The organism is Halovulum marinum (assembly GCF_009697225.1).
GTDB lineage: Bacteria > Pseudomonadota > Alphaproteobacteria > Rhodobacterales > Rhodobacteraceae > Halovulum > Halovulum marinum.
Genome location: NZ_WIND01000002.1, coordinates 206,664 through 229,572 on the forward strand (window position 1 = coordinate 206,664; position 22,909 = coordinate 229,572).

A 22,909-nucleotide genomic window follows, 5' to 3' on the forward strand; every position below is an offset into this window, starting at 1 on the left:
GTGGCCGCGCCGACCGTCGCGCTGGTCGCGCACGACGCCAAGAAGGCCGACATCGTCGACTGGGCGCGGACCCATGCGGGCGCGCTGCAGCCGTTCACCATCGTCGCCACCGGCACCACCGGCGGGCGGCTTGCGGACGAGGCCGGGCTGACCGTGGACCGGCTGCTGAGCGGCCCGCTGGGCGGCGACGCGCAGCTGGGCGCGATGATCGCCGAGCGGCGGCTGGACGCGCTGATCTTCTTCATCGACCCGCTGTCGGCGCTGCCGCACGACGTCGACGTGAAGTCGCTGCTGCGGCTGGCGATCCTCTACGACACGCCGCTGGCGGTGAACCGGGCGTCGGCGGACGCGATTCTGGCGGGACTTGCAAGGGACAAGACATGACGACGGTACTGGGCTGCATCGCGGACGACTTCACCGGGGCGACGGATCTGGCCGGGCTGCTGGCGCGCTCGGGGGTGCGGGTCAGCCTGCGCATGGGGGTGCCGGACGGGCCGCCCAGCGATACCGCCGCCGTCGAGGTGATCGCGCTGAAGTGCCGGACCGCGCCGGTTGCCGAGGCCGTTGCCGAGACGCGGCGGGCGCTGAGCTGGCTGCAGGCGGCGGGGGCGCGGCGATTCTTCTGGAAGTATTGCTCGACCTTCGACTCGACGGCGAAAGGCAATATCGGCCCGGTGGCCGAGGCGCTGATGGCGGATCTGGGCGCCGAGCAGACGATCTACTGCCCGGCGTTCCCGGAAAACGGCCGGTCGATCTTCATGGGCAACCTGTTCGTCGGGCGGCAGCCGCTGGCGGAAAGCCCGATGAAGGACCACCCGCTGACGCCGATGCGGGATTCGAACCTGATGCGGCTGCTGGCGCCGCAGGTGACGCGCCCGGTGGGTCTGGCCGACCGGCTGACGGTGGCGCAGGGCGCGGAGGCTTTGAAGGCCGAGCTTGACCGGCTGGCGGGCGAGGGCGTCGCGCATGTGGTCGTCGACGCCGTGGCCGACGAGGACCTGAGCACCATCGCGCAGGCCTGCCGCGACATGGGTTTGATGACCGGCGGCAGCGCCGTCGCCGCCCCGCTGCCGGCGCTGTGGCTGGCGGACGGGACGCTCAGCGCGGACGCCAAGGCAGCCTCGGTGCCGGATCTGGACGCCGGGGCGGTGGTGCTCTCGGGCAGCTGCTCGGCGATGACGCGGGCGCAGGTCGCCGACTATACCGGGCGCGGCAGGCCGGCGTTCCGGCTCGACCCGCTGGCGCTGGAGGCCGAGGGCCCGCAGGCGGCGCTGGACTGGCTGGCGGCGCAGGATCTGGGCGGCGCGCCGCTGCTCTACGCCACCGCCGAGCCCGAGGATGTACGCGCCGCGCAGGACAAGCTGGGCACCGCGCGCGCCGGCGAGATCGTCGAGCGGGCGCTGGCCAGGCTTGCCGTCGCCGCCCGCGAGCAGGGCGCGCGCCGCTTCGTGGTGGCGGGGGGCGAGACCTCGGGCGCGGTCACCCAGGCGCTGGCGGTGACGCGGCTGGACATCGGTCGGGAGATCGCCCCCGGCGTGCCGTGGTGCTTCGCGGACAGCGGCGGCAAGCAGATCGCGATCACGCTCAAGTCGGGCAACTTCGGCGCGCAGGACTTCTTCGCCGGGGCGCTCGACACGCTGGCCGCGCTGGAGGCGGCATGAGCGAGGCTGCGCTCCGCGAGCAGATCTGCCTGCTCGCCAGGTCGATGTTCGACCGCGGCCTGACCGGCGGGTCGACCGGCAACATCTCGGCGCGGACGCAGGATGGCGGCCTGCTGGTCAGCCCCACCGGCACCAGCTTCGGGCGGCTCGATCCGGGGCGGCTGTCGCGCTTCGACGCGCGGGGCACCCACATCGCCGGCGACAAGCCGACCAAGGAAATGCCGCTGCATTCGGCCTTCTACGACACCCGCAGCACCGCCGGCGCGGTGGTGCACCTGCATTCCTGCCACTCGGTCGCGCTGTCGATGCTGCCGGACGTGGACCCGGACAACTTCCTGCCGCCGCTGACGCCCTACGGGATCATGAAGCTGGGGAAGGTAAAGCTGCTGCCCTTCTTCCTGCCCGGCGATCCGGCAATGGGAGAGGCCGTGCGCGGCCTGGCCGGCAAGCGCACCGCGGTGATGCTGGCCAACCACGGCCCAGTGGTCGCCGGCAAGGACATCGAGGCCGCCTGCAACGCGATCGAGGAGCTGGAGGACACCGCCCGCCTTGCGCTGCTGACGCAGGGGCTGAACCCGCGGGGCCTGACCGGCGACCAGGTGCAGGAACTGGTGAGCAAATTCGACGTGGAGTGGGACGCATGAAATTCTCGGCCAACCTGGGCTTTCTGTGGGCGGACCGCCCGTTGCCCGACGCGATCCGCGCGGCCAAGGCGGCGGGGTTCGACGCGGTCGAATGCCATTGGCCCTACGAGGTGCCGGTGGAGGAGGTAAGTGCGGCGCTGGCCGAGACCGGGCTGCGGATGCTGGGCCTGAACACCGTGCGCGGCAACACCGCGAAGGGCGAGAACGGCCTGTCGGCGCTGCCCGGCCGCGAGGACGACGCCCGCGCCGCCATCGACCAGGCCATCGCCTATGCCGTCGCCATCGACACGCCCAGCATCCACGTCATGGCCGGCTTCGCCACCGGCGACGCGGCGTCCGAGGCGTTCCGCGCGAACCTGAGCTACGCCTGCGCACAGGCCGCGCCGCACGGCATCTCCATCCTGATCGAGCCGCTGAACCGCTACGACGCGCCCGGCTACTTCCTGACCACCACCGAGCAGGCGCGCGAGATCATCGCCCGGGTCGGCGCGCCGAACCTGAAACTGATGTTCGACTGCTACCACGTCCAGCTGATGGAGGGCGACCTGACCCACCGTCTGCGCGCCCTGCAGCCCGTCATCGGCCACATCCAGTTCGCCTCGGTCCCCGACCGCGCCGCCCCCGACCGCGGCGAGGTGAACTATGCCCACGTCTTCGGCGTCGTGCGCGACATGGGCTGGCCGACGCCGCTGGGCGCGGAATACAAGCCCGGCGGCGACACCGACGCGACGCTGGGCTGGCTGAAGGACCTGCGCGGCTAGGTGCGGCCGCGCAGCGCCCGGTTGCAGGCGGCGTCGACCGCCGCGTGCAGCAGCAGCGCGAACACCGCCAGCACGATCAGCGCGGCGAACATCAGGTCGATCTTCGCCCGGCCGTTCGCCAGCAGCATCAGGTAGCCCAGCCCGTTCGACGCCCCGACCCATTCGCCGATGATCGCGCCGATCGGCGCGTAGACCGCCGCCAGCCGCAGCCCCGAGGCGAAGCCGGGCAGCGCGGCGGGAATGCGCACGTGCCACATCAGCCGCGCCGGCGAGGCGCCCATCACCTGCGCCAGCCCGGTCCAGCCCGGCGGCGTGCGCATCAGCGCGTCGAAGAAGGCCGAGGTGACCGGAAAGAAGATGATCAGCAGCGCCATCGCCACCTTCGACCACAGCCCGTAGCCCAGCCACAGCGTCAGCAGCGGCGCCAGCGCGAACACCGGGACCGCCTGGCTGAACACCAGCATCGGCCGCAGCACCGCCCGCGCCGGCGGCGAGGCCGCCATCAGGACCGCCGCGCAGAAGCCGAGCGCCGCGCCGAGGAACAGGCCGATCAGCACCTCGGCGGCGGTGGTCAGCGCGTGCTCGGCCAGCAGCGCCCGGCTGGTCCACAGCGTGACGGCCACGCGGGCCGGCGCCGGCAGCAGGAAGGACGGCACGCCGGTCAGCACCACCACCGCCTGCCACAGCGCCAGCGCCAGCAGGACCGGCCCGGCAATGGTGCCCAGCCGCCTCATGCGGCCTGCATCAGTCGGCGGTGCAGCGCGCCCTGCAGGCTCAGGGTCGCGGCCGCGTCGAAGGCGCGCGGCGGCGGCTCGGCGCTGAGCGGCACCGGCCGGATGCCGTCCCCGGCCATCAGGCAGATGTGGTGGCCCAGCCGCGCGGCCTCGGCCGGATCGTGGGTGACGTGCAGCACCGTGCGCCTGGCCAGCAGCGCCGCCGACAGGTCCTGCATCTGCGCCCGCGTGCGCGCATCGAGCGCCGAGAACGGCTCGTCCAGCAGCACCACGGGGCGGTCCTCGAGCAGGGTGCGGGCCAGCGCGGCACGTTGGCGCTGGCCGCCCGACAGCGCCGCCGGACGCTTGTGCGCGTGCGCCGACAGCCCGACCCGTTCGAGGATGTCGCGCGCCGCGGCCCGGTCGCCGCGCCGGCCGCGCAGGCGCGCGCCCAGCAGCACGTTGCCCAGCACGTCGAGCCACGGCAGCAGCAGGTCCTGCTGCGCCATCAGCGCGACCCGGCCGGCCAGCGGCGCGCCGTCGCTGGCGCCGGCGTGCCCGTCCAGCGTCACCGGCCCGGCCAGCCCGGCGAACAGCCGCAGGACGGTACTCTTGCCCACGCCCGAGGGGCCGAGCAGGCAGGTCCAGCGCCCCGCAGGGGCGGCGAAATCGACCGGGCCGAACAGCGGTGCGCCGTCGACGCGGGCGCTGCCCGACAGCACCAGCCCCGGCGCGGTCACGGCGTCAGTCCCATCTGCCAGAAGCCGACCTCCAGCCGGGTGGCGGTGGCGAAGCGCCGGCACAGCGCCGGCCAGCGCGGGCTGTCCTGAGGCGCCGCGCCCAGGGCGCGGGCGCAGGCGGCGTCGAGCAGCGCGCCGACCTCGCGGCAGGTGTGCTGGTAGCCGTCGCCGCCATAGGTGGCGATCCAGTCGGCGTAGGGCGTGTTGCCGGCCTCGGCCGCCAGCCGGGCGCCGATCTCGCCATAGCCCAGCACGCAGGGCGCCAGCGCCGCCAGCAGCTCGAGAAAGTCGCCGCTGTGGCCCGCGTCCAGCACATAGCGGGTATAGGCGATGTTCTCGGGCCGCTCCTCGGCGGCCTCCAGCGCGCCGGGGTCGATCCCGGCGGCGGCGCAGCTGCGCAGGTGCAGGCGCATCTCGTCGTCCAGCAGGGCATGCACGGTCGCGGCGCAGGCGCGCATCTCGTCCAGGGTCGCGGCCTTGGTCACCGCCAGCGCCCAGGCGCGCGAGAAGTGGATCAGGAACAGGTAGTCCTGCACCAGGTAGTGCAGGAACGCGTCGCGCGGCAGGGTGCCGTCGCGCAACCCCTCGACGAAGGCGTGGCGGGTGTAGTCCGCCCACGCCGCGCCGGCGGCCGCGCGCAGCAGCGGGAAGGTGGCGCCGTAGCTCATGGCGCGCCCAGGTCCACCGCCAGTTCCGACACCGGGCGCGGCGCGGCGATCAGCCCGGCCTCGTGCAGGAAGGCCTCGAACCGGGCATAGCGGCCGTGGTCGAGCGCGGCGGGGCGCAGCGCGAAACGGGGCAGGGTGTCGGCCCAGGCCATCTCGTTCAGCTTGTCTTGCAGTTCCGGCGCAGTGCCCGAGAAGATTTGCCAGCTTTCCTGCGGGTGGTTGACGATGAACTGCGTCGCCTTCTCGGTCGCGGCCAGGAAGCGGCGGATCATGCCTTCGTCCATGGTTTGCGGGTTGGCGACGTAGATCAGCTCGTCATAGGCCGGCAGGCCCTCTTCCTCGAGGTAGAAGCAGCGGCCCTCGACGCCCTCGATCTGCATCTGGTTCAGCTCGAAGTTGCGGAACGCGCCGATCACCGCGTCGACCTGCCGGGACATCAGCGCGGGCGACAGCGACCAGTTGACGTTGACCAGCTCGATGTCGTCCAGCGTCAGCCCGTTGCGGGCGAGGATGGACGACAGCAGTGCCTCTTCCACGCCGGCGACCGAAAAGCCCACCTTGCGGCCCTTCAGGTCCGCGATGGTGGCGACGGGGCCGTCGCCCAGCACCAGCAGGCAGTTCAGCGGCGTGGCGACCAGCGTGCCGACGCGGGTCAGCGGCAGGCCCTCGGCCACCTGCAGGTGCAGTTGCGGCTGGTACGAGATCGCCAGGTCGGCGCGCCCGGCGGCGGCCATCTTCGGCGGATCGGCCGGATCGGCGGGGGCGATGATCTCGACCTCGAGGTCCTGTTCGGCGAAATAGCCCTGTTCCTGGGCGATGATGATCGGACCGTGGTCCGGGTTCACGAACCAGTCCAGCACCAGCGTCATCTGGTCCTGCGCAAGCGCGGGGGTGGCGGCGAGCAGGGCCGCGGCCAGGAGGGGGAGTCTCATGGGTCTTCTCCGGTTTGCTCGCCAAGGGCGACGAGGGCGATGGGGCCGTCCCAGACGGCGGCGAGGCGTTCGGCGGCGGTCCAGGCGCGCAGCCCCGTGCGGCAGCACAGCACGGCGCGCTGGCCGCGGGCGGGGCGGGGGCCGTCGGGGCCGAAATCGGTGGCGGTCAGGCGGCGCGCGCGCGGATGCGGCAGCGGGCCCTCGTGCGCGGCGCGCACATCGGCGATGAAATCGGCGTCGGACAGGTCCTGCACGGCGATGAAGCGCGGCGCGTGCGCGGGCTCCGGCGCGCCGTCGAAGCGGAAGCCGCCGAAGCGCAGCGTGCGGGCGTCGAGCGTGACCAGCCGGCCCAGCGGCGCGGGCGCGGCGCCGGTCAGCACCGCCAGCGCCATCTGCGCCTGCAGCGCGCCGATGATGCCGACGACCGGGCCCAGCACGCCGTCCTCGGCGCAGCTGCCCAGGCGCTGCGGCAGATCGGGAAACACCGCGCGCAGGCTGGGCGCGCCGCTTTCAGGCCGGCCGCAGAAGCCGCCCGCGTAGCCCTCCATGCCGACCACCGAGGCCGAGAGCAGCGGCAGGCCGCGCTCGCGGCAGTGATCCGACAGGATGTAGCTGGCGGCGAAGCTGTCAGCGCAGTCCAGCACCAGGTCCGCGTCCCGCGCCAGCGCCGCGACATTGGCCGGATCGAGCGCGGCGTGCACCGGCTCGACCGCGGTGTCGGGGTTCAGCGCCGCCAGGTGCGCGGCGGCGGCCGCCGCCTTTGGCCGGCCGATGTCGGACTGCCGGAACAGCGTCTGCCGGTGCAGGTTCGACAGCGCCACCCGGTCCGGATCGACCAGCCGGATCCGGCCCGCGCCCGCGCCGGCGAGGTATTGCAGCACCGGCGCGGCCAGCCCGCCCGCGCCGACCACCAGCAGCCGCGCGGCGCGCAGCGCCCGCTGCCCCTGCGCGCCGAAACCGGGCACGGCGATCTGGCGGGCGTAGCGGCTCATCGCGTCGCCGCCAGCCAGGCGCGCACGCGCGCCTCGGGATCGGGGTTCAGGGTGATGTCGGTGACCGCCGAGACCACGTCGGCGCCGGCCTCGAACGCGCCCGGCGCGCGCTCGACGCTCATGCCGCCGATCGCGACCAGCGGCAGCGCGCCGATCAGGCGCTTCCACTCGGCAATCCGCGCCAGCCCCTGCTCATGCCATCTCATCTGCTTGAGGATCGTCGGGTAAACCGGGCCCAGCGCGACATAATCCGGCGTCAGGGCCAGCGCGCGGTGAAGCTCGGCGTGATCGTGGGTGCTGATCCCCAGCCGGATCCCGGCGCGGCGGATCGCGGCCAGGTCGGCGCCGTCCAGATCCTCCTGCCCGAGGTGGACCCACCGGCAGCCGGCGTCGATCGCCTGCCGCCAGTGGTCGTTGACCACCAGCACCGCGCCGTGCCGGTCGCACAGCGCCTGCGCCGCGGCGATGGCGCCGGCCAGCGCATCGGCGGCGGCGTCCTTGATCCGCAGCTGCACCAGTTTCACCCCCAGCGGCAGCACGCGTTCCAGCCAGGCGGGGCTGTCGAGGATCGGGTAGAACCGGTCCAGGCTCATGACAGGAACGCCGTGCCGATCACCGGCGTCGAGGGCGCGGCCATGTCGCGCGGCTCCATCGGGTCGGCCTCGAACGCCAGGCGCCCGGCCTCGACGGCACGGGCGAAGCCCTCGGCCATCGCCGCCGGATCGCCGGCACGGGCGACGGCGGTGTTCAGCAGCACCGCGTCATAGCCCATCTCCAGCGCCTGCGCCGCCTGGCTGGGCAGGCCGAGACCGGCATCGACCACCATCGGCACCCCGGGGAACTGCGCGCGCAGCGTGCGCAGCCCGTAGAGGTTGGTCAGCCCCAGCCCGGTGCCGATCGGCGCGCCCCAGGGCATCAGCACCTCGCAGCCGGCGTCCAGCAGCCGGTCGGCCAGCACCACGTCCTCGGTGGTGTAGGGGAACACCCTGAAGCCCTCGGACGTCAGGATGTGCGCCGCCTCGAGCAGACCGAACGGGTCGGGCTGCAGCGTGTCGGCGTGGCCGATCACCTCGAGCTTGATCCAGTCGGTGCCGAACAGCTCGCGCGCCATCTGCGCCGTGGTCACCGCCTCGCGCACCGAATGGCAGCCGGCTGTGTTGGGCAGCACCCGCACGCCCAGCTCCTGCACCAGCGCCCGGAAATCGCCGCCGGCACGCTCGCCGCCCGACTCGCGCCGGACCGAGACCGTGGCGATGCCCGCGCCCGAGCGGCGGAAGGCGTCGGCCAGCACCGCGGGCGAGGGGTATTGCGCGGTGCCCAGCATCAGCCGCGAGGCGACCTCGGTGCCGTAGAAGACCGGCATCCTCAGCCCCCCTGCCGCGGGGTGACGACCTCGAGCCGGTCGCCCTCGCTCAGGGTGATGCCGACGCGGGCGGCGACCGGCACGAAGGTCTCGTTCAGGGCGGTGGCGATCTTCGCGTCGCCATAGCCCAGTTCGGCCAGCACCTCGGGCAGGGCCGCGGCGCTGACCTCGGTCGGTTCACCGTTCAGCTTGATCTTCATCCATCATCTCCGGTTTGGTGTCCTCGCAGATCAGCCCGGCGGTCATCCGCGCCAGCGCCGGCGCCAGCAGGAAGCCGTGCCGGAACAGGCCGTTCACCAGGATCGTGTCGCCCCGGCGCCGGATCCGGGGCAGGTTGTCGGGAAACGCCGGGCGGGCGTCGGCGCCCAGCTCCAGCACCTCGGCCTCGCCGAAGGCGGGATGCAGCGCGTAGGCGGCGCTGAGCAGCTCCAGCACCGCGCGCGCGGTCACCGGGCCGCGGCCGCCGCTTTCGATCTGCGTCGCGCCCAGCATGAACACGCCGCCGCCGCGGGGCACGATGTAGAGCGGATTGCGCGGGTGCAGCAGCCGCACCGGACGCCGCAGCGTCACCTCGGGCGCGCGCAGCACCAGCATCTCGCCGCGCACGCCGCGCAGGTCGGGCAGCCGGTCGCGCGCGGCCAGCCCGCGGCAGTCGACGGTCGGCCCCACGGGCGCCTCGGCGGAGATCGCGATGCCGCGCGCGGCCAGCCCGGCGCGCAGCGTCCCGAGCGCCGCGCGCGGGTCGAGATGCGCCTCGTGCGGGAAATGCAGCGCCTGGCGGACCTGTCCGGCCAGCTGCGGCTCGATGGCGGCCACGGCGTCGGCATCCAGTGCGACATGATTGGCGGTGCGGCGGGCGAGGCGCGCCAGCTCGCCCCGGTCGCGGCCCAGCGCCACCGCCAGCGTGCCGCCGCGGGTCACCGGCACGCCCTGCGCCTGCCACCAGTCCGCCGCCGCGCGGCCCAGCCGGACCACCGGCTCCTCGGCGGTCTCGCCCTCGCAGTCGGAGGCCAGCATGCCGCCGGCCCACCACGAACAGGCGTGCGGGCCGGGCGCGGGGGCGCGGTCGTGCAGGGTGACGGCGATGCCGCGCGCGGCCAGTTCGGTGGCCACGCACAGCCCGGCGACGCCGGCGCCGAGGACCGCGATGCGCCGGCTCATGGCCACAGCTCGTGGAAATGGTGCACCGGGCCGTGGCCGCCGCCGATGTCGAGCGCGTCGGCGGCGCGGATCGCGCCGTGCAGCCAAGCGTGGGCGCGGCTTGTCGCCTGTTCGGGGGTCGCGCCCTTCGCCAGTTCCGCCGCCAGCGCCGAGGACAGGCTGCAGCCGGTGCCGTGGGTGTTGCGGGTGGCGATGCGCGGCGCCGCGAACGCGCGCGTGCCGTCGGCGGTGACCAGAAGGTCGGTGCAGGTCGCGCCGGCGGCGTGCCCGCCCTTCATCAGCACCGCGCGCGCGCCCAGTCCGCGCAGCGCCCGGCCCTGGGCCTCGATTTCGGCGGCATCGGTCGCGGCGGCGTCTTGCGGCAACGGGCGGCCCAGCAGACGCGCGGCCTCGGGCAGGTTCGGGGTCAGGATGTCGGCGCGCGGCAGCAGCTGCGCGACCAGCGCCGCGACCGCGTCGCCGGCCAGCAGCGGATCGCCCGACTTGGCGACCATCACCGGGTCCAGCACCACCGGCCCGTCATAGCCGGCGAGGGCGCCGGCGACCTCCTTTACGATGGCGGCGCTGGCGAGCATGCCGATCTTGACCGCGTGCACCGGGATGTCGTCCAGCACCGCGGCGATCTGCGCCGCGACCATGCCGGGCGACACCGGCTCGGCGCGGGTCACGCCGCGGGTGTTCTGCGCGGTGATCGCGGTGATCGCGCTGCAGCCGTAGACGCCCAGCGCCGAGAACGTCTTGAGATCCGCCTGGATGCCCGCACCGCCGCCGCTGTCGGAGCCGGCGATGGTCAGGGCTGTCGGTGCGCTCATTGTGTCTGTCTCTCTGCCGGCAGGGGGAGAGGGACAGACGGGCCGGGTGCGGCCGCTTGTCGGACTCCGTTCCCTCCGCCGGTATTGCCCGGATCAGGTTCGATGGGTTGGCACGCGGCCTCTCAGCCCCTCTCGGGGCACCCCAACGGATTCGGCGCGACGTTAGGCGAAGCGCGCGGAGATTTCAAATCGCTTTCGCCCCGGCGCACGCTGCGGCGCCGTGGCGGCCGCTGCCGGCGCGCGTTAGGATGCGCGGCGGACGGAGTTGCTGGGCCGGGGAGGGCGCCATGTCATCGATCTACAGCGATCTGAAACAGCTGGGCGGCAAGACCGACCTGCCGGCCTCGCCCGACGAGGCGGAGTTGGAGCGGGTGCAGAACCCGCAGCAGGGCGTCGCCTATTGCGTGCGGTTCGTGGCGCCCGAGTTCACCTCGCTCTGCCCGATGACCGGGCAGCCGGATTTCGCGCATCTGGTGATCGACTATGTGCCCGGCGACTGGCTGGTGGAAAGCAAGTCGCTGAAGCTGTTCCTCGGCGCGTTCCGCAACCACGGCGCGTTCCACGAGGACTGCACGGTGTCGATCGGCCGGCGGCTGGTGGCGTTCCTGGCGCCGCAATGGCTGCGCATCGGCGGCTACTGGTACCCGCGCGGCGGCATTCCGGTCGACGTGTTCTGGCAGACCGGGCCGCAGCCCGAGGGCGTCTGGATCCCGGACCAGGGCGTGCCGCCCTATCGCGGACGGGGCTGAGTCGCCGGCGGCGACCTTTCGCCGAAGGCAGGGCGCCGCGGGTCGTGGCCGCGGCGCCCCTGATCGATGTGCCCGCGCCCGGTTCCGGCGAGCACGGGCGGGCGCGGACTCAGGCCAGGTCGAACCGGTCCAGGTTCATCACCTTGGTCCAGGCCTGCACGAAGTCCTGCACGAAGGTCGCTTCGGCGTCATCGCAGGCATAGACCTCGGCCAGCGCCCGCAGCTGCGCGTTCGAGCCGAACACCAGATCGACGCGGGTGCCGGTCCACTTCGGCGCGCCGGTGGCGCGGTCGAGTCCGTCGTAGATGCCGTCCTCGCCGTCGCGCGCCTTCCACATCGTGCCCATGTCGAGCAGGTTGACGAAGAAGTCGTTGCTCAGCGTGCCCGGGCGGTCGGTGAAGACGCCGTGGCGCGCGCCGCCGACGGTGTTGCCCAGCACGCGCAGGCCGCCGACCAGCACCGTCATCTCGGGTGCGGTCAGGGTCAGCAGCTGCGCCCGGTCGATCAGCAGCGCCTCGGTCGGCACCGCGTAGTCGGCCTTGAGGTAGTTGCGGAAGCCGTCCGCCTCCGGCTCCAGCACGGCGTAGGACTCGGCGTCGGTCTGCTCCTGGCTGGCATCCATGCGGCCGGGGGCGAACGGCACCTCGACCGCGTGGCCGGCGTCGCGCGCGGCCTTCTCGACCGCGGCCGAGCCGCCCAGCACGATCAGATCGGCCAGCGAGACCTTCCTGCCGCCCGACTGCGCGGCGTTGAAATCGGCCTGGATGCCCTCGAGCACCGACAGCACCCGCGCCAGCTGCTCGGGCTGGTTCGCCTCCCAGGTGCGGGCCGGCTCCAGCCGGATGCGGGCGCCGTTGGCGCCGCCGCGCTTGTCCGAGCCGCGGAAGGTCGCGGCCGAGGCCCAGGCGGTGGCGACCAGTTCCGGCACCGTCAGCCCCGAGGCCAGGATCTTCGCCTTCAGACCGGCGATGTCGGCCGCGTCGACCAGCGGGTGGTCGACCTCGGGGATCGGATCCTGCCAGAGCAGTTCCTCGGCCGGAACCTCGTCGCCCAGCAGGCGGAGGCGCGGGCCCATGTCGCGGTGGGTCAGCTTGTACCAGGCGCGGGCGAAGGCATCGGCGAACTGGTCCGGGTTGGCGTGGAACCGGCGCGAGATCTTCTCGTACTCCGGGTCCATGCGCATCGCCATGTCGGCGGTGGTCATCATCAGCGGCACCTTGCCGTCGCCGTCGACCTGGGGCGCCATGTCCTCTTCGCGAAGATCCCTGGCGGCCCACTGCCAGGCGCCGGCGGGGCTTTTGACCAGTTCCCACTCGTAGCCGAACAGCACGTCGAAATAGCCGTTGTCCCATTTCGTCGGGGTCGGCGTCCACGGGCCCTCAAGACCGCTGGTGATGGTGTGGCGGCCGTTGCCGGTGACATGGGTGCTGGTCCAGCCCAGCCCCTGCTCGGCGATGTCGGCGCCCTCCGGCTCCAGCCCCACCAGCGAGGCGTCGCCGGCGCCGTGGGTCTTGCCGAAGGTGTGCCCGCCCGCGGTCAGTGCGACGGTTTCCTCGTCGTTCATCGCCATGCGGGCGAAGGTGTCGCGGATGTCGCGGGCCGAGGCCAGCGGATCGGGGTTGCCGTCGGGGCCCTCGGGGTTGACGTAGATCAGGCCCATCTGCACGGCGGCCAGCGGGTTCTGCAGCACGCGCTCGCCGCTGTAGCGGCTGCCGGGCTTGTCGCTGGTCGCCAGCCACTCTTCCTCGGTGCCCCAGTAGATGTCTTCCTCGGGCTCCCAGATGTCCTCGCGGCCGCCGCCGAAACCGAAGGTCCTGCCGCCCATGGTCTCGATGGCGACGTTGCCGGCCAGGATCATCAGGTCGGCCCAGGACAGCGCCTTGCCGTATTTCTTCTTGATCGGCCACAGCAGGCGGCGGGCCTTGTCGAGGTTGGCGTTGTCCGGCCAGCTGTTCAGCGGCGCGAAACGCTGCGTGCCCGAGGACGAGCCGCCGCGGCCGTCGCCGGTGCGGTAGGTGCCGGCGCTGTGCCAGGCCATGCGGATGATGAACGGCCCGTAGTTGCCGTAGTCCGCCGGCCACCAGTCCTGGCTGTCGGTCAGCAGCGCGGCGATGTCGGCCTTGACCGCCTTCAGGTCCAGCTTGCGGAATTCCTCGGCGTAGTCGAAGCCGTCGCCCATCGGGTCGGTCAGAGAGGAGTTCTGGCCCAGGATCTTCAGGTTCAGCTGCTTCGGCCACCAGTCGCGGTTGGACCGCCCGCCGATGCCGTGGATGACCGGGCATGTCCCGGTCGGCGCGTCGTTCCCATCCATAGTGCTCTCCCTTCGTGGCTTTGCGGAGTTTTCTGGCTCGCGGGTCGAACGGCAGCCGCCGCGCGGCGGCGCCCGTCGAATCCTCGCGGCGACCTTAACAAAGCCGCTTCATCAAGCTAAGTTGGATTTCCTGATTGCGGCGATAAGTTTGGCTTATGAATAACCTGACCCTGAAACAGATGCGCTATTTCGAGGCGCTGGCGCGGCACGGCCATTTCGGGCGCGCCGCCGACGTCTGCGCGATCTCGCAGCCGGCGCTGTCGATGCAGATCCGGGAACTGGAGGCATCGCTGGGCTCGGCGCTGTTCGAGCGCAGCACGCGGCAGGTGCGCCTGACCGGCTTCGGCGAGGAGGTCGCGTCCCGCGTGCGCGAGATCCTGCGCGCCGTGGACGAGCTGGCCGATCTGGCCGACGCCGCGCGCGCGGGGCTGGTGGGGCGGCTGCGGATCGGGGTGATCCCGACCGTGGCGCCGTACCTGCTGCCGGCGATCATCGGCCGGCTGTCGCGGCGCCATGCCGGGCTGGACATCCGGGTGCGCGAGACGATGACGCCGCGGCTGATTCAGGAACTGGCCGAGGGCCGCCTCGACACCGCGATCGTGGCGCTGCCGATCTCCGAGCGCTCGTTCACCGAGGTGCCGCTGTTCAGCGAGGATTTCGTGCTGATCCGCCCGGCCGGCGATGCCCCGAAACCGGTGCCGAAGGCCGAGGACCTGCGCGAGATGCGCCTGCTGCTGCTGGAGGAGGGGCACTGCTTTCGTGACCAGGCGCTGGCGTTCTGCGACCTGTCGCAGGCGCGCCCCCGCGAGGTGCTGGACGCCAGCTCGCTGTCCACGCTGGTGCAGATGGTGGGCGCCGGCATCGGCCTGACGCTGCTGCCCGAGATGGCGGTGCCGGTCGAGGTGCGCTCGGCCGAGGTGGCGGTGGCCCGGCTGGCGCCGCCGCGGCCGTCGCGGACCATCGGCATGATCTGGCGCCGCTCCAGCCCGCTGGCCGAGCAGCTGCGCCAGATCGCCGAGATGGTGCGCGAGGCCGGCACGGCGACGCAGCGCAGCCCGGCCGCCTGAGCGCATCCGGTTTCTCGGTCATGGGTGCCGGAGCCGACCCGCCGCGCGCCGCAGCATCGCCCGGCCGCGCCTTGGCAAACCCGCGTCCGGTGCCTAGGTGCGGAGCCACGCAAAGGATCGCATCATGCAGCATTTCTCGCTTCTCGACCTGTCGCCGGTGCCCGAGGGGCACACCACCGCCGAGGCCCTGCGCAACACCGTCGCGCTGGCGCGCCACGCCGAGGCGCTGGGCTATCACCGGTTCTGGCTGGCCGAGCATCACAACATGCCGGGCATCGCCAGCGCCGCGACCGCCGTGGTCATCGGCCGGGTCGCCGCCGAGACCCGCCGGATCCGGGTCGGCGCCGGCGGCATCATGCTGCCGAACCACGCGCCGCTGGTGATCGCCGAACAGTTCGGCACGCTGGAAGCCTGTTTCCCGGCCGGATCGACCTCGGGCTGGGCCGCGCGCCGGGCACCGACATGGCGACCTACCGGGCGCTGCGCCGCCCGCCCGAGGCCGCCGACGGCTTTCCGGGCGACGTGGTCGAGCTGCTGTCCTATCTCGGCGATGCGCAGGACGGGGCGCGGGTGCAGGCGTATCCGGGGCAGGGCACGCAGGTTCCGGTCTGAATTCTCGGCTCCAGCCTGTACGGCGCGCAGCTGGCGGCGCAGCTGGGGCTGCCCTATGCCTTCGCCTCGCATTTCGCGCCGCGGCTGCTGGATCAGGCGCTGCGGGTCTACCGCGACGGCTTTCGCCCGTCGCGATGGCTGGACCGGCCGTACGCGATGATGGCGTTGGGGGTCTGCGCCGCCGACAGCGACGCCGAGGCGCGGCATCTGCACACCAGCCAGCAGCTGGCCTTCGCGCGGCTGCGCAGCGGCCGGCCCGGCAAGCTGCCGCGCCCGGTGGCCGACATCGCGGCCGAGGTGCCCGCGGCGGTGCTGGCCGAGGTGCGCGCGGCGCTGTCCTGCGCGGCGGTCGGCGGCCCGGACACGGTGCGCCGCGAAGTGCGCGCGCTGGTCGAACGCCACGCCCCGGACGAGGTGATGGCGACCGGGATGATCCACGACCACCAGGCACGCCTGCACTCGTTCGCGATCGCGGCCGAGGCGCTGGCGGAGCTGCTGCCGGGGGCGCGGGCGGCGCAGTAGCTGCCGCCGTTTCAGCGCGGGCATGCGGTTTGCGGCGGGCGGCGGCCGGCTCGACAGCCTGTCCACGCCGGACATGACGCGGCGCGGCGAAGCCTAGCCGCCGGTCTTCGGCGCCGGGGCGACCGGGGTCGGCAATGGCCGGCCGGCGAAGTGGGCGGCGAGGTTGTCCACCACCAGCTGCGCCATCGCGTCCCTTGTCTCGACCGTGCCGCTGGCGTGGTGCGGGTAAAGCGTGACGTTGGGCAGCGCGGTCAGCGCCGGGTCCGGCTGCGGCTCGTTCAGGTAGACGTCCAGCCCGGCGCTGCCCAGGGTGCCATCGCGCAGCGCCGCGATCAGCGCGGCCTCGTCCACCACGCTGCCGCGCGCGACGTTGACCAGCGTGCCCTGCGGGCCCAGCGCCTCGAGCACGGCGCGGTCGACCATGCCGCGGGTGGCGGCGCCGCCGGGAACCACCAGCACCAGGATGTCGGCCCAGGCGGCGAGGTCGCGGATCTGCGGGTGGAACGCGTAATCCACCGGCTTGCGGCTGCGCGCGGTATAGCCGATCTCCAGCCCCAGCGGCACGAGGCGCCGGGCGATGGCCTGGCCGATGTTGCCGAGGCCCGCGATCCCCGCGCGCTTGCCGTGCAGCGCCGAAAGCAGCGGGTACATGCCCTTGCGGCCCCAGTCGCCCGAGCGCACATAGGCGTGCGCCGCGATCAGTTGCCGGCGCGCGGCCAGCGTCAGCATCAGCGCGGTGTCGGCGACGTCGTCGTGCAGCGCCGCCGAGGTGTTGGTCAGCGCGATGCCGCGCGCCGACAGCGCCGGCAGGTCGATGCTCTCGAATCCGGCCGAGGCGCAGGCGACGATCTCGAGGTCGGGCAGGTGCGCCAGCTGGACTTCGGTCAGCGGCGTGTGGCCGTTGGTGACCACCGCCCGGCAGCCCGGGCCGTGCGCGGCGAGAAAGGCGTCCGGGTCGGCGGCTTCGTCCTGGCGGTGCAGGGTGTAGGCCGCGGCAAGCTGCGCCATCGCCATGGGGCGGGCGGCGTGCATCACCATCACCGGCGGCCTGCTCACGCGGGAGCCTCCGCCAGTTGCGCGCGGGCGCGGCGGCGCTCGGCCTGCACGTCGGGGTCGGGGTCGAGGCTGGCGGCCAGCAGCGCCCGGGTATAGGCCTCGCGCGGGGCCTCGAAGATCTGCCGCACCGGGCCCTGCTCGACGATCCGGCCGCCCTGCATCACCACCACGCGGTGCGCGAAGTCGCGCACCAGCGGCAGGTCGTGGGCGATGAACAGGTAGCTGAGCCCCAGCTCGTCCTGCAGCCGGTTGAGCAGGTCGATCACCTGCGCCTGAATCGACACGTCCAGCGCCGAGACCGCCTCGTCGCAGATGATCAGCTTCGGCTCCAGCGCCAGCGCGCGGGCGATGGCGATGCGCTGGCGCTGCCCGCCCGAGAACTGGTGCGGGTAGCGGTGAATGTGCTCGGGGTCCAGCCCGACCTGCCGCAGCAGGTCCTGCACGCGCGCGGCCCGGCGGTCCTTCGGCAGGATGCCGGGGTGGATCACGAACGCCTCGGCGATGATCTGGCCGACGGACATGCGCGGGTTCAGCGACTGCGTCGGGTCCTGGAACACCATCTGGATCTCGCGCCGCAGGGCGAACAGCTCCTTCGGCGGCATGGCGATCAGATCGCGCCCCGCGTAGAAGGCGGCGCCGGCGGTGGCGTCCTCCAGCCGCAGCAGGGTCTTGGCCAGCGTCGACTTGCCCGAGCCGCTTTCGCCGACGATCGCCACGGTCTCGCCCGGCAGCACGGTCAGCGACGCGTCCTGCAGCGCGGTGAAGTCGCCGAAAACCTTGGTCAGGCCCTGCACGTCGAGGATCGGCCCGATGCCGGTGTCCAGCGGCGCGGCCATCTCGCCGGTGCCGGGCACGGCGGCGATCAGCTTCGCGGTATAGGGGTGGCGCGGGGTGCGGTAGACCTCGGCGGCGCTGCCGGTCTCGACGATCTCGCCCGAGTTCATCACCACGACGCGGTCGGCGACCTCGGCCACCACGCCAAGATCGTGGGTGATCAGCAGCAGGCCCATGCCGGTTTCCTGCTGCAGCTCCTCGAGCAGGGCGAGGATCTGCGCCTGCACGGTGACGTCCAGCGCCGTGGTCGGCTCGTCCGCGATCAGGATGTCGGGTTTCAGCGCCAGCGCCATCGCGATCATCAGACGCTGCCGCTGCCCGCCCGAGAACTGGTGCGGATAGGCGTCGATCCTGCTTTCGGGCGCGGGGATGCCGACGCGGCGCATCAACTCCAGCGCGCGGGCGCGCGCCTCGGCGCGGGCGACGCCGTGCGCGGTCATGATCTCGGCGATCTGGAAGCCGACCGAGTAGACCGGGTTCAGGTGGCTCATCGGGTCCTGGAAGATCATCGCGATCCGGCGGCCGTTGATCTCGCGCCGGGCGTCCGGGGACAGGGTCAGCAGATCCTGCCCCTCGAACAGGATCCGGCCCGAGACGATCTGCCCCGGCGGGCAGTCGATCAGGTCCATCACCGCCGAGGCCGAGACCGACTTTCCCGAGCCGGACTCGCCCAGGATCGCCAGGCATTCGCCCCGGTCCAGGTGCCAGCTGACGTCGCGCACCGCGTGCACGGTGCCGCGCGCGGTGTGGAAGTCGACGGTCAGGTTGCGGACCTCGAGAAGATGCCCGGTCATTTCCGGCTCCGCGGCAGTTCCAGCCGCCAGCGCTGCACCGGGTCGAGCGCGGTGCGCATCCAGTTCGACAGCAGGTTCAGCGACAGCGTGGTCAGGATGATCGCCAGCCCCGGCCAGAACGACAGCCACCAGGCGGTGGTCAGGTACGGCCGGCCCTGCGCCACCATCAGCCCCCAGGTGATCTCGGGCGGCTGGATGCCGATGCCGAGGAACGACAGCGAGCTTTCGGCCAGCATCACGAAGGCGAAGTCCAGCGTGGCGATGGTGATCAGCGTCGGGAAGATCACCGGCAGGATATGGCGGAACACGATCCGCCGGGTCGAGGCGCCCATCACCTGCGCCGCCTGCACGAACATGCGCTCGCGCACCTCCAGCACCTCGGCGCGCGACGTGCGCAGGTAGACCGGGATCCGGGTGATCGCCAGCACGATGATCAGGTTCCCGACCGCCGGCTCCAGCATGTACAGCACGATCACCGCCAGCAGCAGCGACGGGAACGACATGATCACGTCGGCCAGCCGCATGATCACCTGGCTGGCCAGCCTGGCGGTGTAGCCCGCGATCAGCCCCAGCGCGCCGCCGATCAGCAGCGAGGAGGCCACCGCGCCGGCGGCGACCATCAGCGTGTTCTGCGCCGCGACGACGATTCGCGCCAGCAGCGGCCGGCCCAGCGCGTCGCCGCCCAGCCAGAACAGCCACGGCTTCGAGAAGTCGAACGGTGGCGCGTTGCGCCCGCGCAGGTTCTGCCGGGTGGCCGCGTCCTCCAGCAGCATCGGGCCGAACAGGGCGCAGAACACCATCAGCAGCAGGAACAGCGCCGCGGCGAAGGCGAACTTGTCGCGCCACAGCATCGCCAGGATCCGGCGCGCCGGGTGCGGCGCGTCGGCGATGGGTTGGGCGTCGGTGTCGGTCGCGGCCATGGGCTCAGTACCGGATGCGCGGATCGAGCACCGCATACAGCACGTCGATCAGCAGGTTCATGACGAAGATGGCGAGGGCGGTGACCATGATCGCCGCCAGCACCACGGCGAAGTCGCGCTGCAGGATCGAATCGATCATCAGCTTGCCGACGCCGGGAAAACCGAAGATCGACTCGACCACCACCGCGCCGTTCAGCAGCCCCGCGGCCTGGTCGCCGATCACGGTGATCACCGGCAGCATGGCGTTGCGCAGCGCGTGCACGAAGATGATCGGCCGGTTCTTCACGCCCTTGGCGCGGGCGGTCTTGATGTAGGCCGAGGACAGGGTCGAGATCATCGAGCCGCGCACCACCTGCAGGATCAGCCCGAACGGGCGGATGAACAGCACCCCGATCGGCAGGATCCAGTGCCAGGGCGTGCCGGTGCCGCTGGTCGGCACCCAGCCCAGGTTGACCGAGAACAGCACGATGGCGACGATGGCGATCCAGAAGTCCGGCGCGCTGGCGCCGATCAGCGAGAAGAAGGTCGCCAGCCGGTCGAACAGGCCGCCGACGCGGAACGCCGCCAGCGAGCCGATGACGATCGCCAGCAGCGTGACCAGGACCATGGTGATGGCGGCCAGTTGCAGCGTCCAGGCAAAGCCGCGCAGCACCGCGTCGAGCGCCGGTTCCGCGCGCCGGATCGACATGCCGAAGTCCAGCCGCGCCAGATCGCCGACGAAGCGGCCGAACTGGACCATCAGCGGGTCGTTCAGCCCGTGGATGTTGCGGAAGTTCTCGCGCGCCTCCTGGCTGGCGTCGAGCGGCAGGTACAGGTCGGTGGGATCGCCCGTCAGCCGGCTGAGGAAGAACACGAGGATGATCAGCCCGACCAGCGAGATCGCGCTGGCGATCGCGCGTTTGCCCAGAAAGCCTTTCATGGCGGCGCCCCTTTCGGTCCGGGGGCGGACGGCGCCGCCCCCGGAATTCGTCCGTCAGTTGAACGAGACCTGCGACAGCTGCAGCTCGCTGTTGGTGCGGATCGTCGGGGTGAAATCCAGGCGCGGGTTCACCCGGCTGAAGCCCACCATGTGGAACAGCTGCACGTCATAGACCTTGTCGGTGTGGATGTACTTGAACAGCTCGGCCCACTTCGCTTCGCGCTCGTCGCCGGTGGCGGTGGTCGCGTCGAGGATCATCGCGTCGAGCTCGGGGTCGCGCACCGCCGACTGCAGCCCTTCGGAGGCGTACTTGAAGAACACCGAGAACACCGGGTCGCCGTTGGCATTGTCATGCTGCGCGGCGACGATCTCGGGGCGACGGTCCTCGGGGAAGGGGTTGGAGTAGTGCTCCAGCCACTCGGCCACCTCGACCATCTGCAGCGACATGTTGAAGCCGGCGTCCTGCCACATGGCCAGCAGCGCCTCCATCGTCTCCAGCACGTTGCCCCAGTTGTTGGTGCGCCCGATCAGCGTGATCTCGGTGTCGACCGGCACGCCGTCGGCGCGGGCCTCCTCGAGCAGCGCCCTGGCCTTTTCCAGATCGAAGGGATAGGGCTCCAGGTCGTGGTTGTAGCCGATCGTCGACGGCGGCACGAGCGCGGTGGACAGCAGCGTGCCGTCGGCCAGGATCGTGCCCACGAACGCCTCGCGGTCGACGGCGTAGTTCAGCGCCTGCCGGACCCGGATGTCGTCCAGCGGCGCCATCGTGGTGTCGGGCCGCATGTAGACGCTTTCCGAGTTCGGGTACGAGAAATCCATCGACGCGTCGGAGGCGTCCTGCAGCGCGATGTTCGGCGCGATGTCGGCCTCGCCCGCCGCCACCATCGCCGCGCGCACCGCCGAGTCGGACCGGAACACATAGGTGGCGTTCCTGACCGCCGGCTCTTCGCCCCAGTAGTCCGGGTTCAGCGACAGCTTGATGTGCTGGCCGCGGGCGTATTCGTCGAAGGTGTAGGGCCCGGTGCCGACCGGCGTCTCGACGAACGAATCCATGGCCGTTTCCGAAGGCACCACGGTCACGGTCGACATCAGCAGCGGCAGGATCGGCTGCGCCGGGTCGGCGGTGATCTCGATCGTGGTGTCGTCCACGACATTGGTGGTCAGATCGATGCCGCCGAAGAACTTGGCGCCGATCTCGCACGAGATCTGCTCGGACTTGATCCGCTCCAGCGAATGCGCGACGTCGGCGGCGTCCAGCGCGGTGCCGTCATGGAAGCTCACGCCGCTGCGCAGGTTGAACCGCCAGGTGCCGTTGCCCTTGTCTTCCCAGCTTTCGGCCAGGCGCGGCTGCAGGCCCGATCCGGGCACCAGCTCGGTCATGGTCTCGGCGATGTTCTGCAGCACCACCCGGCCGACGTTGGACCGCGACGCCTCGCAGGGGTCGACGATGTCCAGTTCCTCGGACAGCACGACGGTGATGCTGTCCTCCTGCGCCGCCACCTGACTCGCGCCGGCGGCGGCGAGCATGGCCGCGGCAATGCACACGGTTCTTCGGATCATAGGGTCCTCCCACACTGTGCGGCCGAGGTGCGGCCGCGGTTTCCGCCATCCGTTCACAGCGGACGACGTGGTTTTCGCTGCCCCGCGACCTTAGCGTGTCGGGGCCGCGGCGATATTTCAATACTGGATCACTGCGATACAAAACTTGTATCGTGGATCCGGCCGGCGCCCCGCCGGCACGGCGGAGGCGCGATGGGCAGCGGCAAGTTCGAACTCAACCAGCTGCGCTGCTTCGTCTGCGTCGCCGAGGAGCTGAGCTTCCGCCGCGCGGCGCTGCGGCTGAACATGACGCAGCCGCCGCTGTCGCGGCAGATCATGATGCTGGAGCACGCCGTCGGCGCGCGGCTGCTGGACCGCAACAACCGCGTCATCCGCCTGACCGCGGCCGGGCAGAGCTTCCTGGCCAGCGCGACCGAGATCCTGGAGCGGGCCGAGTTCGCGGTGCTCAGCGCCCGCCAGGCCGAGCGCGGCGAGATCGGCGGCGTCGAGATGGGGTTCGTGCCCTCGGCGGCGTTCGGCTTCGTGCCGACGATCATCGCGGCGCTGTCCGAGCGGCTGCCGGACGTCACCTTCAACCCGATCGAGATGATGAGCTACGAGATCGTCGAGGCGCTGCGCTCGGGGCGGCTGGACTTCGGGCTGACCCGCTCGCGCGGCACCGAGGCGCAGCTCGACACCGTGCGGGTGATCAGCGAGACGTTCCTGCTGGCGCTGCCCGCCGACCATCCGCTGGCCGCGGCCGCCGAGGTGCGGCTGGGCGATCTCGACGGGCAGGCGTTCATCGGCTACTCGACCGAGCGCGGCGGCCATCTGCGCCGGGTGCACCAGGGGCTGTTCGCCGCCGCCGGGATCGCCCCGCGCCTGGTGCAGGAGGTCAGCCAGACGCACACCGTGCTGGCGCTGGTCGACCGCGGCCTGGGCGCGGCGCTGGTGCCGGCCTCGGCCGGCGCGCTGCGCATGACCAACCTGACCTTCCGGCAGATCCGCATCCCGGCGCGGTTCCGCTCGGACATCTACCTCGCCTCGGGGCTGCGCCGCACCGGCGCGCTGCAGCAGCGGGTGCGCGGGGTGATCCGCGACGCGCTGGCCGAGTACGCCGGGGCCGGGCCGGCCTGACC

The 22,909-nt window shown here is 72.1% G+C and carries 23 protein-coding genes, 1 pseudogene and 1 riboswitch; of the genes and pseudogenes, 8 read left to right on the plus strand and 16 right to left on the minus strand.

Going from position 1 to position 22,909, the window contains the following annotated elements; translation table 11 throughout:
• From GE300_RS04015 to GE300_RS04030, 4 genes are read left to right on the plus strand one after another with little or no spacing between them, the layout of a single operon-like run.
• On the plus strand, positions 1-384 hold the full coding sequence (locus GE300_RS04015) for a methylglyoxal synthase (RefSeq protein ID WP_325063088.1): 384 nt from the start codon (positions 1-3) through the stop codon (positions 382-384).
• Positions 381-1,661, plus strand: coding sequence for a 3-oxo-tetronate kinase (gene otnK / locus GE300_RS04020; protein WP_154445145.1), 1,281 nt, complete (start codon positions 381-383; stop codon positions 1,659-1,661). Before GE300_RS04015 ends, otnK begins: the two co-directional genes overlap by 4 nt.
• The gene (gene otnC / locus GE300_RS04025) at positions 1,658-2,305 is read left to right on the plus strand and encodes a 3-oxo-tetronate 4-phosphate decarboxylase (RefSeq protein ID WP_154445147.1); all 648 of its coding nucleotides are present in this window, start codon (positions 1,658-1,660) and stop codon (positions 2,303-2,305) included. The genes otnK and otnC overlap by 4 nt, the downstream gene beginning before the upstream one ends.
• Positions 2,302-3,066 carry a hydroxypyruvate isomerase family protein gene (locus GE300_RS04030; protein WP_154445149.1) on the plus strand — a complete coding sequence of 255 codons (765 nt, stop codon included), beginning with the start codon at positions 2,302-2,304 and terminating at the stop codon, positions 3,064-3,066. The genes otnC and GE300_RS04030 overlap by 4 nt, the downstream gene beginning before the upstream one ends.
• Here GE300_RS04030 and GE300_RS04035 read toward each other — a convergent pair.
• From GE300_RS04035 to thiD, 10 genes are read right to left on the minus strand one after another with little or no spacing between them, the layout of a single operon-like run.
• Complete coding sequence (locus GE300_RS04035; RefSeq protein ID WP_154445151.1) at positions 3,063-3,800, minus strand: ABC transporter permease; 738 nt, start codon at positions 3,798-3,800, stop codon at positions 3,063-3,065. The two genes, GE300_RS04030 and GE300_RS04035, sit on opposite strands and share 4 nt — an antisense overlap.
• Positions 3,797-4,519, minus strand: a complete 723-nt coding sequence (locus tag GE300_RS04040) for an ABC transporter ATP-binding protein (protein WP_325063089.1) — start codon at positions 4,517-4,519, stop codon at positions 3,797-3,799. The genes GE300_RS04035 and GE300_RS04040 overlap by 4 nt, the downstream gene beginning before the upstream one ends.
• Positions 4,516-5,187, minus strand: coding sequence for a thiaminase II (gene tenA / locus GE300_RS04045; protein ID WP_154445153.1), 672 nt, complete (start codon positions 5,185-5,187; stop codon positions 4,516-4,518). Before tenA ends, GE300_RS04040 begins: the two co-directional genes overlap by 4 nt.
• Entirely contained in the window at positions 5,184-6,119 is a 936-nt protein-coding gene (locus GE300_RS04050; protein ID WP_154445155.1) for an ABC transporter substrate-binding protein, read from the minus strand. Before GE300_RS04050 ends, tenA begins: the two co-directional genes overlap by 4 nt.
• Positions 6,116-7,111, minus strand: coding sequence for a HesA/MoeB/ThiF family protein (locus GE300_RS04055; protein WP_154445157.1), 996 nt, complete (start codon positions 7,109-7,111; stop codon positions 6,116-6,118). The genes GE300_RS04050 and GE300_RS04055 overlap by 4 nt, the downstream gene beginning before the upstream one ends.
• Positions 7,108-7,704: a thiamine phosphate synthase gene (locus GE300_RS04060; RefSeq protein ID WP_154445159.1), complete on the minus strand. Its 597-nt coding sequence runs from the start codon at positions 7,702-7,704 to the stop codon at positions 7,108-7,110. The genes GE300_RS04055 and GE300_RS04060 overlap by 4 nt, the downstream gene beginning before the upstream one ends.
• Entirely contained in the window at positions 7,701-8,474 is a 774-nt protein-coding gene (locus tag GE300_RS04065) for a thiazole synthase (protein ID WP_154445161.1), read from the minus strand. The genes GE300_RS04060 and GE300_RS04065 overlap by 4 nt, the downstream gene beginning before the upstream one ends.
• Positions 8,475-8,476: 2 nt before the next feature.
• A complete protein-coding gene (thiS, locus tag GE300_RS04070) occupies positions 8,477-8,674 on the minus strand; it encodes a sulfur carrier protein ThiS (protein WP_154445163.1) in 198 nt (65 codons plus the stop codon).
• Complete coding sequence (locus tag GE300_RS04075; protein WP_154445165.1) at positions 8,652-9,635, minus strand: FAD-dependent oxidoreductase; 984 nt, start codon at positions 9,633-9,635, stop codon at positions 8,652-8,654. The genes thiS and GE300_RS04075 overlap by 23 nt, the downstream gene beginning before the upstream one ends.
• On the minus strand, positions 9,632-10,447 hold the full coding sequence (gene thiD, locus GE300_RS04080; RefSeq protein ID WP_154445167.1) for a bifunctional hydroxymethylpyrimidine kinase/phosphomethylpyrimidine kinase: 816 nt from the start codon (positions 10,445-10,447) through the stop codon (positions 9,632-9,634). The genes GE300_RS04075 and thiD overlap by 4 nt, the downstream gene beginning before the upstream one ends.
• A 53-nt stretch (positions 10,448-10,500) precedes the next feature.
• A riboswitch (TPP riboswitch) is annotated at positions 10,501-10,602 on the minus strand.
• Between the two features lie 132 nt (positions 10,603-10,734).
• On the opposite strand from thiD, the gene queF reads away from it, so the two are divergent.
• Positions 10,735-11,196 carry a preQ(1) synthase gene (gene queF / locus GE300_RS04085; RefSeq protein ID WP_154445169.1) on the plus strand — a complete coding sequence of 154 codons (462 nt, stop codon included), beginning with the start codon at positions 10,735-10,737 and terminating at the stop codon, positions 11,194-11,196.
• A 109-nt stretch (positions 11,197-11,305) separates the two neighbouring features.
• On the opposite strand, the gene katG is transcribed toward queF, so the two are convergent.
• Positions 11,306-13,507 carry a catalase/peroxidase HPI gene (gene katG, locus GE300_RS04090; RefSeq protein ID WP_154445170.1) on the minus strand — a complete coding sequence of 734 codons (2,202 nt, stop codon included), beginning with the start codon at positions 13,505-13,507 and terminating at the stop codon, positions 11,306-11,308.
• A 155-nt stretch (positions 13,508-13,662) separates the two neighbouring features.
• Here katG and GE300_RS04095 point away from each other — a divergent pair, with 155 nt between their 5' ends.
• Entirely contained in the window at positions 13,663-14,574 is a 912-nt protein-coding gene (locus GE300_RS04095; RefSeq protein WP_154445172.1) for a hydrogen peroxide-inducible genes activator, read from the plus strand.
• Positions 14,575-14,698: 124 nt separating this feature from the next.
• Positions 14,699-15,708: pseudogene (locus GE300_RS04100) on the plus strand (LLM class flavin-dependent oxidoreductase).
• 93 nt (positions 15,709-15,801) lie between these two features.
• Here the strand turns inward: GE300_RS04100 and GE300_RS04105 are convergent.
• From GE300_RS04105 to GE300_RS04125, 5 genes are read right to left on the minus strand one after another with little or no spacing between them, the layout of a single operon-like run.
• Positions 15,802-16,764 (minus strand): 2-hydroxyacid dehydrogenase, encoded by a 963-nt coding sequence (locus tag GE300_RS04105; RefSeq protein ID WP_325063090.1) that lies wholly within the window; start codon positions 16,762-16,764, stop codon positions 15,802-15,804.
• A complete protein-coding gene (locus GE300_RS04110) occupies positions 16,761-18,392 on the minus strand; it encodes an ABC transporter ATP-binding protein (protein WP_154445174.1) in 1,632 nt (543 codons plus the stop codon). Before GE300_RS04110 ends, GE300_RS04105 begins: the two co-directional genes overlap by 4 nt.
• Positions 18,389-19,312, minus strand: a complete 924-nt coding sequence (locus GE300_RS04115; protein WP_154445176.1) for an ABC transporter permease — start codon at positions 19,310-19,312, stop codon at positions 18,389-18,391. The genes GE300_RS04110 and GE300_RS04115 overlap by 4 nt, the downstream gene beginning before the upstream one ends.
• 4 nt (positions 19,313-19,316) lie before the next feature.
• Positions 19,317-20,231, minus strand: coding sequence for an ABC transporter permease (locus tag GE300_RS04120; RefSeq protein ID WP_154445178.1), 915 nt, complete (start codon positions 20,229-20,231; stop codon positions 19,317-19,319).
• A 54-nt stretch (positions 20,232-20,285) separates the two neighbouring features.
• Positions 20,286-21,791 carry an ABC transporter substrate-binding protein gene (locus GE300_RS04125; RefSeq protein WP_233416761.1) on the minus strand — a complete coding sequence of 502 codons (1,506 nt, stop codon included), beginning with the start codon at positions 21,789-21,791 and terminating at the stop codon, positions 20,286-20,288.
• A gap of 192 nt (positions 21,792-21,983) precedes the next feature.
• Between GE300_RS04125 and GE300_RS04130 the strand changes: the two genes are divergently transcribed.
• The gene (locus GE300_RS04130; RefSeq protein WP_154445180.1) at positions 21,984-22,907 is read left to right on the plus strand and encodes a LysR family transcriptional regulator; all 924 of its coding nucleotides are present in this window, start codon (positions 21,984-21,986) and stop codon (positions 22,905-22,907) included.
• Positions 22,908-22,909: the final 2 nt, after the last annotated feature.